General features: G+C 63.7%; 13 protein-coding genes. 1 reads left to right on the top strand and 12 read right to left on the bottom strand.

What is annotated here, in order from left to right; genetic code table 11:
- Nucleotides 1-7 precede the first annotated feature (7 nt).
- The 8 genes from QCE79_RS29445 to QCE79_RS29480 form a co-directional block, all read right to left on the bottom strand.
- Nucleotides 8-1,126: a diguanylate cyclase gene (locus QCE79_RS29445; protein WP_284503312.1), complete on the bottom strand. Its 1,119-nt coding sequence runs from the start codon at nucleotides 1,124-1,126 to the stop codon at nucleotides 8-10.
- The gene (locus QCE79_RS29450) at nucleotides 1,123-2,154 is read right to left on the bottom strand and encodes a chemotaxis response regulator protein-glutamate methylesterase (RefSeq protein ID WP_309849972.1); all 1,032 of its coding nucleotides are present in this window, start codon (nucleotides 2,152-2,154) and stop codon (nucleotides 1,123-1,125) included. The genes QCE79_RS29445 and QCE79_RS29450 overlap by 4 nt, the downstream gene beginning before the upstream one ends.
- Nucleotides 2,155-2,170: 16 nt before the next feature.
- Nucleotides 2,171-4,609, bottom strand: a complete 2,439-nt coding sequence (locus tag QCE79_RS29455; protein ID WP_309849975.1) for a hybrid sensor histidine kinase/response regulator — start codon at nucleotides 4,607-4,609, stop codon at nucleotides 2,171-2,173.
- Complete coding sequence (locus QCE79_RS29460; protein ID WP_244828711.1) at nucleotides 4,606-5,322, bottom strand: chemotaxis protein CheW; 717 nt, start codon at nucleotides 5,320-5,322, stop codon at nucleotides 4,606-4,608. The genes QCE79_RS29455 and QCE79_RS29460 overlap by 4 nt, the downstream gene beginning before the upstream one ends.
- Complete coding sequence (locus QCE79_RS29465; protein ID WP_309849979.1) at nucleotides 5,319-6,641, bottom strand: CheR family methyltransferase; 1,323 nt, start codon at nucleotides 6,639-6,641, stop codon at nucleotides 5,319-5,321. The genes QCE79_RS29460 and QCE79_RS29465 overlap by 4 nt, the downstream gene beginning before the upstream one ends.
- Nucleotides 6,638-7,105, bottom strand: a complete 468-nt coding sequence (locus QCE79_RS29470) for a chemotaxis protein CheW (protein WP_244828713.1) — start codon at nucleotides 7,103-7,105, stop codon at nucleotides 6,638-6,640. The genes QCE79_RS29465 and QCE79_RS29470 overlap by 4 nt, the downstream gene beginning before the upstream one ends.
- Nucleotides 7,106-7,118: 13 nt before the next feature.
- The gene (locus QCE79_RS29475; protein ID WP_309849982.1) at nucleotides 7,119-8,759 is read right to left on the bottom strand and encodes a methyl-accepting chemotaxis protein; all 1,641 of its coding nucleotides are present in this window, start codon (nucleotides 8,757-8,759) and stop codon (nucleotides 7,119-7,121) included.
- Between the two features lie 138 nt (nucleotides 8,760-8,897).
- Nucleotides 8,898-10,007, bottom strand: a complete 1,110-nt coding sequence (locus QCE79_RS29480; RefSeq protein WP_404989447.1) for an MBL fold metallo-hydrolase — start codon at nucleotides 10,005-10,007, stop codon at nucleotides 8,898-8,900.
- Between the two features lie 429 nt (nucleotides 10,008-10,436).
- Between QCE79_RS29480 and QCE79_RS29485 the strand changes: the two genes are divergently transcribed.
- Nucleotides 10,437-10,772, top strand: coding sequence for a hypothetical protein (locus QCE79_RS29485; RefSeq protein ID WP_244828716.1), 336 nt, complete (start codon nucleotides 10,437-10,439; stop codon nucleotides 10,770-10,772).
- A gap of 58 nt (nucleotides 10,773-10,830) precedes the next feature.
- On the opposite strand, the gene QCE79_RS29490 is transcribed toward QCE79_RS29485, so the two are convergent.
- The 4 genes from QCE79_RS29490 to QCE79_RS29505 all read right to left on the bottom strand — a co-directional run bounded on the left by QCE79_RS29490 (nucleotide 10,831) and on the right by QCE79_RS29505 (nucleotide 15,183).
- Nucleotides 10,831-11,598, bottom strand: coding sequence for an SDR family oxidoreductase (locus QCE79_RS29490; RefSeq protein ID WP_309849989.1), 768 nt, complete (start codon nucleotides 11,596-11,598; stop codon nucleotides 10,831-10,833).
- A gap of 13 nt (nucleotides 11,599-11,611) precedes the next feature.
- Nucleotides 11,612-13,396, bottom strand: a complete 1,785-nt coding sequence (locus QCE79_RS29495) for an IlvD/Edd family dehydratase (RefSeq protein WP_250466567.1) — start codon at nucleotides 13,394-13,396, stop codon at nucleotides 11,612-11,614.
- A 90-nt stretch (nucleotides 13,397-13,486) separates the two neighbouring features.
- Nucleotides 13,487-14,485 carry a LacI family DNA-binding transcriptional regulator gene (locus QCE79_RS29500; protein WP_309849995.1) on the bottom strand — a complete coding sequence of 333 codons (999 nt, stop codon included), beginning with the start codon at nucleotides 14,483-14,485 and terminating at the stop codon, nucleotides 13,487-13,489.
- Nucleotides 14,486-14,538: 53 nt separating this feature from the next.
- Complete coding sequence (locus QCE79_RS29505) at nucleotides 14,539-15,183, bottom strand: hypothetical protein (protein ID WP_250466566.1); 645 nt, start codon at nucleotides 15,181-15,183, stop codon at nucleotides 14,539-14,541.
- Between the last annotated feature and the right edge of the window lie 241 nt (nucleotides 15,184-15,424).

A 15,424-nucleotide genomic window follows, 5' to 3' on the forward strand; every position in this document is an offset into this window, starting at 1 on the left:
GCACCAGTCAACCGATGATCACGCGATTGCGTCCATCGCGCTTTGCACGATAGAGCGCGAGATCGGCCGATTCGACCAGTTGTTTCGAAGCGTTTTCGTCGATCACGTCCTGCGTCGCGCCGCCGACACTCACGGTCACGAAGTCCGTGGCCGATCCCGCATGCGGCACTTGCAACGCCTCGACCGCGATGCGAATCTTCTCGCCGAGCAGCCGCAAACCCGGCGCCGATGTCGATGGCAACACCACCGCGAATTCCTCGCCACCGAAGCGCGCGGCCAGATCGGCCGGACGATTCAGACTGGTTTCGATGGCATGCGCGATAAGCTTCAACACATCGTCGCCGGCGACGTGTCCGTAGGTATCGTTATACGACTTGAAGTTGTCGACATCGATCATGAGAAAGCCGACCGATGCGCGATCGCGCGCCGCACGACGCCATTCGGCATCGAGATAATCGTCGAGTCTTCGACGATTCGAGAGTCCCGTGAGACCGTCCGAATGCGTGAGGCGCTGCAATTCCAGATTCGTTTCCAGGAGCTTTTGCTGCGACTGTCGCAACGCGCGATACGCTTCGTCGCGCTGCAGCAGGTTCTGATATGAACGCGAGTGATATCGCACGCGCGCCACCAGTTCGATGGTATCGGGCAGCTTCACGAGATAGTCGTTCGCGCCCGCCGCGAACGCCGCGCTCTTGATACGCGGCTCTTCTTTCGTCGAAAGCACGATGATGGGAATGTCGCGCGTAGCCGGATGTTCGCGGTACTGGCGCACGAGCGTAAGTCCATCGACGCCGGGCATCACGAGATCCTGCAGAATCACCGTCGGCCGCGTTTCGCGCGCGACGGCAAGCGCGCTCGCGGGATCGGCGCAATAGTGCAGATCGACATTCGGTTCGTCGGCGAGCGCGCGGCGCAGTGCCTCGGCGATGATCGCCTGATCGTCCACGAGCAGCACCATCACCGGCAAATCGGCGGCAGGCGGCGCATTGAGCGCCACCGCGAGCAGTTCGGATACGGCGCGTTCATGGGCCAGCGAGCGCGCGCTCGCCTGCTCGATGCTCTGAGCCGCGGCGGCCGTTGCGCGCTTCACGCGTTCGGCGAGCGGATCGGGATGAGGGAGCTTCATAAACGTGTCCTCGGAAATGTCGTTATACGCGCTTCTTTTTCTTTGTCGAAAGCTTGCGCGAGTGCGCCCGCAATGCGCGGCAGCGGCAGGATCGCGACGGCGGCATCGAGCGCGGCGGCCGCTTTCGGCATGCCGTAGACGGCGGACGTTGCTTCGTCCTGCGCGATCGTGTGATAACCCTTGGCGCGCATCGCCTTGAGACCGATGGCGCCGTCGCGTCCCATGCCTGTCAAGAGTACGCCGACCGCTCGTCCGGTCCAGCGTTCGACCACGCTCTGAAAGAACACATCGACGGATGGCCGGTACGGCAACGCTTCGGGATGCGCGGTGTAGCCGAGATGCGTGGCATCCGTGAAATGCAGATGATCGTTGGTCGCCGCGAGCAGCACGACGCCGGGCGCGGGCACGTCGCCTTCGCGCGCAATACGCACCGGCAGCGCGGATTGACCGCTTAACCAGTCCGCCATGCCTTCGGCGAAGGCGCGGTCCACATGCTGCACGATAACGGTCGCGGCGGAGAAATCTTCAGGCAATGCGCCGAGCAATGTCGCGAGCGCCGCCGGGCCGCCCGCCGATGCGCCGATTGCAAGCAGCCGCGATTGGCTCTTGGGCGTGGCCGTCATGGTCATCGAAGGCGCGATCCGTGCGCCGATCTGATCGATCTTCGCGATGAGCGCCGCTGCACCGCGCCGCGCATCGGCACCGGCGAGCGCGGGGGTATCGACGGCATCGAGCGCGCCCGCGCCCATCGCCTCATACACGCGCCACGTGTTCGCGCCGATATCCACCGTGACGACGAGAATGGCGCACGGCGACTTCGCCATGATGTGACGCGTGGCCGCCACGCCATCCATGTTCGGCATGACGAGATCCATGAGCACGACATCCGGCGTCTGCGAAGCGCACAGGTCGACAGCCTGCCGGCCGTCGCTTGCAACCCACAGAATCTCGAGGTCGGGGCGAATGGCAAGCGCGCGCCGCAACGCTTCGACCGCGAGCTGCATGTCGTTGACGATACCGATCTTCATCGCGCGCGCTCCGTGGTCATGGCTTCGCCTCGCCGATGAGATCGCGCACCGCGTCGAGCAGCGCCTGATCGTGAAAACTGCCCTTGGCGAGATAGTAATCCGCGCCCGCATCGAGACCGCGCTGGCGATCTTCCGCCCGGTCCTTGTACGACACAATCATCACGGGCGTGCGCGCAAGTTGCGCGTCGCGTTTGATGAGCGTCACGAGCTCGATGCCGTCGAGACGCGGCATGTCGATATCCGTGATGACGAGATCGAAGTGCTCGCCGCGCACCGCGTTCCAGCCGTCCATGCCGTCCACCGCGATGGCGACGTCGTAGCCGCGTGATGCAAGCAGCTTGCGTTCGAGCTCACGCACGGTGAGTGAATCGTCGACCACGAGCACACGTTTCGCGCTTGCTGTCGTCGTGTGTGACGTGCTTCTATCGACACGGCCGAGTTCGCCGCCCGCGACGAGCTTTTCGACGGAGCGCAGCCAGTCGTCGAGATCGGCGATGAGCAGCGGGTCGCCGTTTTCCATCAACGCGCCCGCCGCGATGTTGCGCACCTTGCCGAGCCGTTTGTCGAGCGGTTGCACGACGAGCATGCGTTCGCCGAGAAAGCGGTCCACGACAATGCCGTAACTCGACGCGCCCTGCCCGATCACGACGACATCGAGCGCGTCGTTCGCGGCTTCGAAGCTCGGCGTCTGCAAGATTTGATGCGCCGTCACAAGACCCAGCCGCTTGCCGTCGAAGGCGAAATGCTGCTGACCTTCGAGCGTATCGATAGCGTTCACCGGCAGCACGAGCGTGCGCACGACATGCGCAAGCGGCAAGCCATAGGGTTCGCCCGCGACTTCGACGATCAGGCTGCGAATGACCGACAGCGTGATCGGCAACTGCAGCACGAAGCGCGTGCCGGCGTGGGCATCCTGCGTCACGCGCAGACTGCCGCGCACTTGCCTCACGACGTCTTGCACGGCGTCGAGCCCGACGCCGCGGCCGGATACATCGGTGACGGCGTCGCGCATGGTGAAGCCCGGCAGAAAGAGGAATTCGAGCAGTTCCGCCTCGGAAAGTCGCACGGCCGTGTCTTCGCTAGCAGGGCGTTTGTGCACGACGGTGCGGCGCAATGCATCGAGGTCGATACCGCCGCCATCGTCGGATACGCTGATGAAAAGCGCGCCCGCGCTATGCCGTGCCTCGAGCGTGATAGTGCCGATTTCCGGCTTGCCGAGCGCGCGTCTCAGCGATAGCGCTTCGATGCCGTGATCGACCGCATTGCGCAGCAAATGGCCGAGCGGCGCGTCGAGCAAGTCGAGGATATCGCGGTCCACTTGCGTGGTTTCGCCGGCGATCACGAGGCGTACTTCCTTGCCGAGCGAGCGTGCCACGTCGCGGACCATGCGCGCAAAGCCGCCGGTTGCATCGACGAAGGGACGCATGCGGCAAGCGAGCGCTTCGTCGTAGATTTGTTGCGCGAGATGCGTCGAGCGGCGGTCGTAGTTTTCGAGTTCGGCGAGCCGCTCGCTCAGTTGCCGGTGCGCTTCGTTCGTCAGGCGCCGGGCTACGTCGAGCGCGGCCTGTGCGCGCGCGTCGAGTGGCGCGCTGTCGGCGAAGGTGTCGTGCAGGCGTTCGAGCGCGCGGCTCGCGTCGTGCTGAATGCGCTTCACGCGCAGCATCGATTGCGAGAAAGGCTTGAGCCAGCGCGATTCGACGAGCGTCTCGCCGGAGTGACTCAACAGGCGGTCGAGAGTTTCGGCGCGCACGCGAAGCATGCGGGCTTCGGTTGGGCGGGATGCTTCTTGCGACGCTCGTAGACGATGCGTTTCGGCGCTTGCGCGCAGCGTGTGGGCTTCGTCAGAACGCGATGTGAGATTCGATTCATCGCTTGCGTGAAGCGCGTGAGCTTCGTTCGAACGCATTGCGGAATGCGTATGATGCGGTGCGTGCGAACGAGGCCCATCGTTTGCACGATCGCGCGACGAAACATCATACGTTGCGCCTAGGTGAAGCATGTCCGTCTCACCCGCCGTGGACGTTGCCAACGCCAACTCGCGCGATCCATCCGAATCACCCACCAAACGCGCATTCAACCCCTCGACAAACGCATTCACCTCGCTTTCCAGCGTCGTCTGCGCGTCGATTTCTTCCGCCTGACCGATCCGCACGATCATATCCACGCCGCACAAGAGCATGTCGATATAGACCGCATCGAGCGTCACGCGCGCTTCCTGCGCCGCGACGAAGCAGTCCTCCATCACATGCGCGAGCGTCACGCCGACCGGCACACCGACGATGCGCGCCGCGCCCTTAAGCGAATGCGCCGCGCGCATGCACGCTTCGAGCGTGACCGGATCGTTCGGCGCGCGTTCCAGCGCGATAAGGCCATCGGAAAGAATCTGCGCCTGCGCGCGCGCTTCCTCCTGAAACAGGTCGAGCAGCGAGCGGCGTCCGGGATCGGCACTCGTCATCCGAGACTCCCGTCGAGACTGTCGATGAGACGTTCGGCATCGAGCAAGCCGACGGTCGTATCCTTGAACGGCGCAAGCGCCTGCGTATGCGACGCATGACGTTGCGCGAGCGTCGCGGGCACCGGCTGCAAACGCGCGGCCGAAAAGCGATGCACGCCATCGACGGCATCGACGGGAAAAGCGAGCGGCCCTTCGCCATCCGCGTGCGCGTCATCCCGACGCCGCTGAACGACGAGCAGACGGCCGAGTTCGCGTGCATCGACAACTTGCGATTTCGAAACCGCTTTCGCCACGCTTTCCTCGATGCCGAAGAGACGCGCCAGCGACACGCATACCAGCAAACGTCCACGCACGTTCACGACGCCGAGCACCGCGCGGTTACGCCGATGCGGCAACGTATGCACCGGCCGAAGTTGCGCGACCTGCGCACAACACGCGGTCGGCAAGCCGAGCCATTCGCCGCCAATGCGAAACACGAGATACGAAACGGCATCGGCTGCGTCGCGCGTTCGTTTTGCGTCGCCCTTGAAGCGCTCGACGACCGAAACCGCATCGACACGATCGAGCACGCGCGCCGCCGCCGACTCATGGACCGGGCAATTGCGGCAATGCACGTAACGTTCGAGCTTCGGACACGAGCCGTCGCCGCGCACGCCGATGCGGTTCCAGCAGTCGTCGATGACATCGGGAATGAGCGGCGTGCGGGCGTTCATCGCGCGCTCTCGGCGCTGCGTTCGGCGCGAGCCAGCATGATGCGCGCGCGGTCCGTGTCGCCATCGAGTTGAAGCAGCGCGGCAAGATGCGTAAGCGCTTCGCGATGCGTCGGATCGAGATAAAGCGCGCGGCGATAATGCGCGCGCGATTCGTCGTGCGCGTTGCGGGCATCGGCGATCACGCCGAGCAGATAGTACGCATCCGCGCTTGCCGGGTGCTTGTGCAACCACCCGCGCGCGATGGATTCGGCTTCGATCAGCGAACCGGCATCGGCGAGAGCGTGGGCTTGCGCGAGCGTTGGCGTTGACGTTGGCGTTGGCGTCGAGGCCGGCGCCAACGCCGGATTGACGCTCACCGGTGTCGAGGTTCGATGCAACGCCATTGCAGGCGCTGCAAACGCCATCGGCTTCGACACGGATACCTTCGACGAGTCCACACGCGTAGCGCCTCGCGCCCATGCAGGCATGACGAATTCGCCGGATGCCGCGGGCTTTATCGGAGGAGCGGCATTCACGATCTCGCGCTCGGGCCTTCTGAACGCGAAAGCCAGCGGAATGTTCGCGGGACTCATGCCTTCGCGCATCAGGAGACCCGTTTCAGCAGGTCCGATGAAGAGCATGCCGCCGTCGGCCAGCAAGCTGTCGAGCACGCGCAACGCGGCGCTCTGCGTCTCGCGATCGAAGTAGATCAGCACGTTGCGGCACAGAATGAAGTCGAAGCGTTCGAACATGCGCGCATCGAGTTGAAACAGATTGGCTTGCGTGAAGCGCACACAGCGCGCCATGCGCTCGTCGAGCTGCCAGCCGTCTTCGGTCGCGCGAAAATGCCGGTCACGAAAACCCAGCGCGCGGCCACGAAACGCATTGCGTCCATAGTGCGCGCGGCGCGCATGCGACAACGCGCGTTCGCTTACGTCGATAGCCTCGATGACGAAGCGGTCCGCCGCGATGCCTGCATCGCTCAAGGCCATCGCCACCGAGTAGGCTTCCTCGCCCATCGAGCAGGGCAGGCTCAGCACGCGCACTTTGTTCGAAGGGCGCTCCGACAAACGAATGCGCGCAAGCCGCGCGAGCGCCGTATAGACCTCGGGATCGCGAAAGAACCACGTTTCCGGCACGACGACCGCTTCGATCAGTTCCTGCATCAGCGCGGGATCGTTCGATACGGCGTGGTAGTAGTCGTCGAGCGTCACCGCGCGCGATGCATCGAAGCGCTCGCGCACCGCGCGCATTACCGCGTTCGTGCCGATAGACTCGGCGTCGAGCCCGATCGTCCGATGCAGCAGCTCGGTAAAGCGGCGCGTGTTGTCTTCGTTCATGATGTGCTCTCGGCAAAGAGCAACGCCTGCACGTCGAGCGGCAACAAATGTTCCATGCGCACCCATTGCAGCAGGCCTGCTTCATCGCGCGCGACGGGACCGAGATAGCGTGCGTGCGGCGTGTCGATGCCCGCATCGGCGAACGCGGCGGTATCGAGCTTGACGGTTCGGGTTGCCTGTTCGAGCACGAGACCCAGTCGATGCGTCGTCGAATCGTGCGCGCCGTCGCGCTTGTATGCGACGAGCGCGAGCCGCGTCGACAAGCGTTCGCGCGACGCGCGCCCGAGCGCCAGCGCCGCGACATCGATCACGGGCACGGGCGCGTCTTCGTAATCGAACAGGCCCGCAACCCACTCCGGCGCGCCGGGCAGCGCCTTCAACGGCGCGAGCGGCAACATGCGCTCGATCTGCGCGCTGTCGAGCAGATAGCGATCGGAGCCGAGCGTGAACTGGACGAAGAGCATGGCGCGCGCCGCTTTACGCGGCCACCTTGAAGCGCGATACGCCGGTGCGCAGACCGTTGGCGACATGCGTCAGGTCGTCGATGGCCTGAGTCGATTGACGCAACGACTCCGCCGTCTGCTGCGCGGCTTCCGACAATTGCGAGAGCGCCTGAGAAATCTGGTCCGCGCCGGCTGCCTGCGTCTGCATGCCTTCGTTGACCATCGACACGCGCGGCGCAAGCGTCTGCACTTGATGGATGATCTGCGACAGTTGCCCGCCCACTTGCTGCACGTCGAGCATGCCCCGCCGCACTTCCTCCGAGAACTTGTCCATGCCCATCACGCCCGCCGCGACGGAAGACTGAATCTCCTTGACCATTTGTTCGATATCGAAGGTCGCGACCGCGGTTTGATCCGCAAGACGCCGAATCTCGGTGGCCACCACCGCGAAGCCGCGCCCGTATTCGCCGGCTTTTTCCGCTTCTATGGCCGCGTTCAGCGAAAGCAGGTTCGTCTGATCCGCCACCTTCGTGATGGTCGCGACGACCTGATTGATGTTGCCCGCCTTCTCGTTGAGGATCGCGAGCTTGCCGTTCACCGAACCGGCCGCTTCCATCACGTGCCGCATGGTTTCCTCCATGCGCGTGAGTCCGGCGTGACCCGTGCCCGCGAGCGTCGCCGACTGCTCCGCGACGCCCGACACTTCATTCATCGTGCGTACGAGATCGCGCGCCGTCGCGAAGATCTCGCGTGACGTCGCGCCGATTTCCGTCGTGGTTGCGGCAGTCTCGCTCGCGGTCGCTTGCTGCTCGCGTGCGGTGGCGGCGATTTCGGAGACCGATGTCGTCACTTGCAGCGCAGACTTCTGCGCCTGCCCGACGAGCCCCGTGAGTTCGTCGGTCATGCGGTTGAAACCCGCTTCGAGCGTGCCGAACTCATCGGCGCGCGCGAGGTCGAGCCGCTGCGTGAAATCGCCCGTACGCATCTTGTCGACGACATCGACGAGACGCAGCATCGGCACGGTCAGCGCGCGCATTAGCAGAAAGCCGAGCACGGCGGCCGTGGCCAACGCCACCAGCATGATGACGACGAGCGTCGTCTCCGACTTGCCCACCGAATGACGGATGCTCTTGACCGAACTCGCGTTGCTCGCCTCGTTGTAGTCGACGAGCGCGCGCGCCGCGTTTTGCCCCGCTTCCCAGACTGGCGTCAGGCGCGTGTTGAACACCGTGGCGCCGGCTTGTTTCGAATCGATGAGACCGCGCAGCGCTTCGTCCTGCAGTGGCGCGTAGAGCGCGCGCTGATGCCTGAATTCGTCGAAGATGCGGCGCTCGTCTTCTTCGTGGACCGTCGGCGCGTAGTCCTCGATGAGCTTGTCGAGCGTCGCGCGCGTTTGTGTCAGACGGTCGCTATCGCGGCGAATGAGTGCCTCGTCGCTATCGGCGAAGACCAGGCGTTGCGTCACGGCGTAGCTTTCGAGCCAGGCCGCGCGCAGATCGTTGGACAGCGAAAGACCGACCATCGAATCTTCTTCGAGGCTTTTCGCCTCGCGGTCGATACCGCCGAGCAGCGTATAGGACAGCGCGGCCATGACCAGCATCAGGAAGAGAATGACGCCGAAACTCGCCAGTATGCGATGCCGGATGGACAGATGCTTCACGCGATGAACCCTCATGTGTAATCGATCGGCGCGGACCGTATGAAACCGCGTCGGAAGGCGTCACGAGCATTGAATCGTTTGCGGCGCGCGCGTTCTGACTGCGCGCGGCGTCCCACGCACCATGCACGGTATATGCCAGTGCAGTTGACTGGGTTAACGGCTGATTGCGGCGGCGCTTGAGGGGGAGGAATCGAGACGGATCATTTCGCCGTGTTTGAGCACGGTGAAGGAATCGGCGGGCAGGCCCGCGCGGCGCACGGCATCGGCGAGCCGGCGCGGCGGCTCGTCGAGCGGCTCGTCGGTGAGTTCGAACGTGCCCCAGTGGATGCCGATCGCCTTCTTCGCCTGCACGTCCTGGAAGATCCGCACGGCTTCTTCGGGGTCGACGTGCTGGCCGTGCATGAACCAGCGCGGGTCGTACGCGCCGATGGGAATGAGCGCAAGGTCGAAGCCGCCGAAGCGCGCGCCGATATCGCGAAAGTCCGGCGAATAGCCCGTGTCGCCCGCGAAGTAAAACGAAAACGGATGCGCCGCGCCCGCCGGCGTTTTCACCACCCAGCCGCCCCACAGCGTTTCCGCGCGATCGAAGGGCGTGCGCGCCGACCAGTGCTGGCTCGGCACGAACCAGATATCGAGGCCGGCAACATGGGTTTCGTCGCTCCAGTCGAGTTCTTCCGCGTTCTGGATGCCGTCGTCGTTCATCCACTTCTTCACGCCGAGCGGCACCAGAAAGCGCGGCGGGCCGCCCGCCTGCCGGTTGAGCGCTTCGACGCTCGCCTTATCCAGATGGTCGTAGTGATTATGCGAAATCAGCACGATATCGATGTGCGGCAACTCGTCGAGTGTGAGACCGGGCGGCGTTTTGCGCTTCGGACCCGCGAACGAGAACGGCGACGCGCGTTCGGAGAACACCGGATCGGCGAGGATGTTCACGCCGTTGATTTGCAGCAGCGCGCTCGCGTGGCCGATCCACGTGAGCGTGTTCTCCGTGCGATTGGCCTTGAGCCAGGCGATGTCGGGATGCGCCATCGGAAATCGATAGCCGTTCGCGGGCGGCTTGGGCAGACCCTGCCGCAAGCGCTCCCAGCGCCACTTCAGAAGCGACTCGTGCGGCAACTGGCCGTAGTCGTTCTCGAAACCGGACGCGGTGTGCTTCGCGTGATGCAACGGCTGCGGCTGGGTTTGCGCATCGGTCTTCGCGGTGCTCGCGCTCGCTGCCTCCTCGCTCTGCGCGACCGTGTTGCCGGAGCAGCCGGCCAGCATGGCGAAGGCACATACGACGGCGCGCGGGCCATGATGTCCTGCATCGAACAGACTCGCAAGGATACGGCGCATGAGTTGACCGGTTGAGCGCAGCGGGCTTGAGGCCAGGCCATGCGCGGTTGGCGGCTTCTTAGGCTTCGCTATGAATTAAGCACGCCGGGCAATTGATTCTACGGAATGTAGAAAAATTTGTCTTTTCGCTCCGGCAGGTGCTGTCTGGATGAAGCCGCATGTATTCGTCTGCCTTATCCCACAAGGCGGGACAACGAAATCGACAAAGTAGGCCCGCTTCTTGCAATAAACCGCTCCGAACGTCGGCACAGGCGTCACGAACAATCCAAATAGACCATCGGTGGCGCGCGCTCGTTTCTCATCTAGCAGTTCAGGACCGAGCGCGCCGTACACCGCACTTTCGAAACCGGGGGCCCGATGATGGGCAGTAAACAACGCAGTCACGCTGCACGCACGTTCAATCCGCAACTTTTCTCGATGCACGCCATGCTCGTGTCGCGCAGCGCCTCTCACGTGGCGAGCGCACTGCAGGAGCCTGGGCGCGATGCCGCGCTGGCCGAAGGCGTCGCGGATTTCATCGCCCATTGCGGCCATACGGGCCTCGGGCTCTTCCTCGCGGCAGTCTGGCATTGGCTCGATGAACGCGGCTACTACGACGCGGCCGAACGCGTGCAGCATTACATCGAAACCAGCAGCGTGCCGAAGGTGAAGGCGACGCCGCGTGCAATGCGTGGGCGCGACGCGCGGGTGTGAGGTGCCGTGTACGTTACGTTACGGGCAGACGACACATGGAACGTCCTTGCCGTAACGCTCAGGTTCCAAACCATCCCGCATCGACAAAATAATCGCGCCCCGTGCAGCGCGCCGCATCGTCGGATGCCAAAAAGAGCACCATCCGCGCGACGTGTTCCGGATCGATTCGCTCGTGCAGACACTGCTGCGCAAGAAGCGCGGCCTCGCTGTCGGGCGACTGCCACAGCTTCATCTGACGCGGCGTTCGCACGGCGCCCGGAATCACGGTATTCACGCGAACGCCGTGCGCGCCGAGATCGCGCGCCAATCCGCGCGTGAGGCCTTCGATAGCCGCCTTCGCCGTCATGTAGAGCGTGAGTTCCGGCAGCGCGAGATGCCACGAAATCGAACCCATGTTGATGATCGAGCCGCGCCGGTTCGCGCGCATGCTCTTGGCCGCCGCCTGCGCGCAAAAGAACTGATGCCGCAGATTCACGGCCATGCGCTCGTCCCAATACGCGGCGCTCACGTCGTCCCATCGATGGCGGTCGTCGTTGGCGGCGTTGTTGACGAGCGCATCGAGCGGTCCCGCCGCCGCGATCATGTCGTCGAATATGGCTTCGATGGCGGCCGTATCGCGCAGATCGCAACGGTAAAACTTCGGCGCGTGCTTCTCGTTGGCGAGCGCCTGTTCGAGTTCGCGCGCGTCGGTTTCGGCGACATCGATGAACGACACGCGCGCCCCTTGCTTCGCGAACGCCTCGACGATGGATGCGCCAATTCCGCTGCCGCCGCCCGTCACGACGACATGTCGGTCTACGAGGCTCGGATAGATTGCATAGGCCATGAGCGTCTCCTCTTCAGTGCGAATGACGCGGATTGCCGCGCGTCTCGATCACCTTCAAATACAAGGTCGCGGGCTCGAGACACCCGCCCGTCGACAACTGCCCCACCGTCTGCCGATACAACTCCTGCCACGGCGTTTGCGCGGGCGGCGTGGCGAACGCGGCATGCGTGCGGCGGCTTTCGAGTTCGCCTTCCTCGATCAGCACGTTCACCGAACGCGCATTCAGGTCCACGCGAATCCGGTCGCCCGTGCGCAAGAGCGCGAGACCGCCGCCGACGGCCGCTTCCGGCGACATGTTGAGAATGGACGGACTCGCCGACGTGCCGCTTTGCCTGCCGTCGCCGAGACAAGGCAGGGAATCGACGCCGCGCTTGATCATTTCTGCAGGCGGCGCCATGTTGACCACTTCCGCGCTGCCCGGATAACCCACCGTGCCGCAGCCGCGAATCACGAGAATGCAATGCTCGTCGATGTTCAACGCGGGATCGTTGATGCGCCGATGGTAATCCTCCGGTCCATCGAAAACGATGGCGCGCGCTTCGAACACGTTCTCTTCGCCCGGCTTGCTGAGATAGGTCTTCGTGAAGGCCTCGCCGACCACGGACATCTTCATGATCGCGCTGTCGAAGAAATTGCCCGACAGCACCATGAAGCCCGCGCCGTGCTTGAGCGGATCGTCGGCCGTGCGGATGACTTCGCGGTCGGCGGCGGGCGCGTCGTCCGCGATTTCGCCGATGCTGCGGCCCGATACAGTCCGACACGCGCGCTCGATGAGACCGGCCGCATCGAGTTGCCTGAGCACGGCCGGCACCCCGCCCGAGCGATGAAAACTCTCGCCGAGATACTCTCCAGCAGGCATGCAGTTCACGATCAGCGGCACGTCTTCGCCATAACGCTGCCAATCCTCCAGACTCAATTCGATACCGATATGACGCGCAATCGCGATCAGATGCGGCGGGCAATTGGTCGATGCACCCAGCGCCGACGCCACGACGATCGCGTTCTCGAAAGCCTCACGCGTCATGATCTGCGATGGCCGCAAGTCCTCGCGCACCATGTCGACGATGCGCTTGCCCGTCGCATACGCCATCTGACCGCGCTCGCGATACGCGGCGGGAATGCTCGCGCAAGTCGGCAGCGACATGCCGAGCGCTTCGGCGAGGCTGTTCATGGAGAGCGCGGTGCCCATGGTGTTGCAATGGCCGATGGACGGCGACGATGCGGTCGTGAGTTGCATGAAGCCTTCGTAATCGATCTCGCCTGCCGCAAGCAGATTGCGTGCATGCCAGATGACCGTGCCCGAGCCGACGCGCTTGCCTTCGTACCAGCCGTCGAGCATCGGCCCGCCTGAGAGCACGATGGCCGGCAGATCGACGGTCGCCGCTGCCATCAGACATGCGGGCGTGGTCTTGTCACAGCCGGTCGTGAGAACGACGCCATCGAGCGGGAAGCCGTGCAACACTTCGACGAGACCGAGATAGGCCAGGTTGCGATCGAGCGCGGCAGTCGGACGGCGGCTTTGCTCCGCGAGCGGATGCACGGGGAACTCCATGGGAATGCCGCCCGCATCGCGAATACCGGCTTTCGTGCGCTCGGCAAGCTCGATATGGTGGCGATTGCATGGCGCAAGATCGCTACCCGTCTGAGCGATACCGATGATCGGCCTGCCCGATTGCAGCTCCTCGCGCGTAAGACCGTAGTTCATGAAGCGCTCGACATAGAGCGCGGTCATGTCGGCGTGCGAGGGATCGTCGAACCATTCCTGGCTACGTAGACGGCGAGTTGGATGCTGGGGCATGGGGTTGTCTCCGTGGTTTTCGATTGCGTTATGTTACCGGTAACACGGGCGGGTTGTTTATCGCAGCGTTCGAGTTACTTCGAAATGCGCCTAGGCACTCTCGCGCGCCAATACCGAATAACCGACGCGTACCTTCTTGCCCATGCCCTCCATCACTCCGCGATCGCGCGCTTCGATCGCTTCGAGCAGCGTCGCGCCCGTGCGCGAACCGATGCCGTAAGCATCGACGGAAACGGTTGTGATCGACGGCGTGCAGCACATGGCGACTTCGAAGTTGCCGAAGCCCGCAATGGCGATGTGCTGCGGCACGCGAAGCCCGCGCCTGTGGCATTCCATTATCGCGCCGAACGCGGACATGTCGCTCACGCACATCACGGCTTGCGTATCCGGCCATGCTTCGAGCAGCGCGGCCATTGCAGGGCCGCCGTGGCTCATCGTGATCGGCGAGTCGCCTAGCCGGATGACGCGGGTATCGTCGAGACCGAACGCCTTCATCTGCGAACGAAAGCCCTTGAGCCGGTCGAGGCCGCGCCTGTCCAGCTCACTCGCGCCACCCAGAAATCCGATGCGTTGATGGCCGCGTTCCGCGAGATGGCGCACCATCGCGCGCGCGGCGCTGACGTTGGAGAAACCGACGGCGGAATCAATTGGCTCGGCGGGCGCATCCCACATTTCCACGACGGGCACGCCTGAGCGGCGCAACAAAACGCGGGCAGCGTCCGTGTGACGCGAGCCGGTTAGGGCGATGGCGCGTGGTTGATGACGCAGCATCGAACGCACGATGCGTTCTTCGCGCTGCAAGTCGTAGTCGGTATCGCCGATCAGCAGTTGCAAGCCATGCGGTTCGAGCGACGCGGACAGACCGCGCACCGTATCGGAGAAGTTGGAGCTTGCGAGCGACGGCACGAGCACGGCAACGAATTCCGACCGCCCGGATGAAAGCGCACCGGCGGCGGCATCCGCTACATAGCCGAGTTCTTCGATGGCTTTCTGCACGCGCTCACGAGTCGCCAGGGCAACGCTGTGTCCCGCGAGCACGCGCGATACCGTCATTTTCGAGACGCCCGCGAGCGCCGCTACATCGGACATGCGTGGCGGACCCGAGGGCGCGTCGTCGCTCGGCCTGGCTTGCGCGAAGTTCCTCAATCCACGCGCACCCAGCCATCGGTACGCTGTTCGAGCGTGACGTGCAGCTTGGTCTCGCCCGCTTCGCGATCGGCGGCGGTCAGGTCGGGGAAAGCGCGCTTGATGTCGCGGTCGTCGACCCACGACGCGGGATTATCGAGCTTATAGGTGTAGGTGACGTCCGAACGATGCGCGGTGGGATCAGGCTCTGTCCAACTGACGACCTTGTCGAGCTTGACGTGCGCGTAGCACAGCATCCAGACACGGGAATCGCTGGTGGCGTTCGGGTCGCCAGCCGGACGCGTGGTTTCAACCGCGTACTTTTGCCCTTCGCCCGTCAGGCTATATGCAATGCCATTTTGCTTGGCATTGGCATTGGCGGGCGTCGCCGCGGAGCGCGCGATAAGTCCGCTTTTTTCGAGCGCCGCGAGTTGCTCACGCAGCGCGGCGCCGGAATATTCGTTGAGATCGCGACTCGTATAGGCCGATGGAAATGTGTACGGGCCACGTCCACTGCGATTCAGACACAGAAGCCCGCGATCTGTTTTCATATCGGCGGAAATGGCGTCGCCCAGACTGGACTCGCTCGCATCGTTCTTCTTGCCGCAGGCTGCGAATAGCAGCGAGACGCTCACGGCGGCGATCAACAGACTCGTTCTCATATGCGCTCCAGAGGTCAGCCTAATCGTTCGGCATGGACAACCTTGCGTTGCCATTCTACCGACAGAATCACAGCCTTCGAAGCTTATAACGTGCCTGACGCTAATGGATGCGTTGACGTCGTGTTTTCTCGCGCCCAATGCTGCAGAAACGCAAAAACCCCACCTGTTTGGGGGTGGGGTTTTTGTTGCTGCATGAGGAGCCTGACGATTACCTACTTTCACACGGGAGATCCGCACTATC

The organism is Caballeronia sp. LZ003 (assembly GCF_031451465.1).
Lineage (GTDB): Bacteria > Pseudomonadota > Gammaproteobacteria > Burkholderiales > Burkholderiaceae > Caballeronia.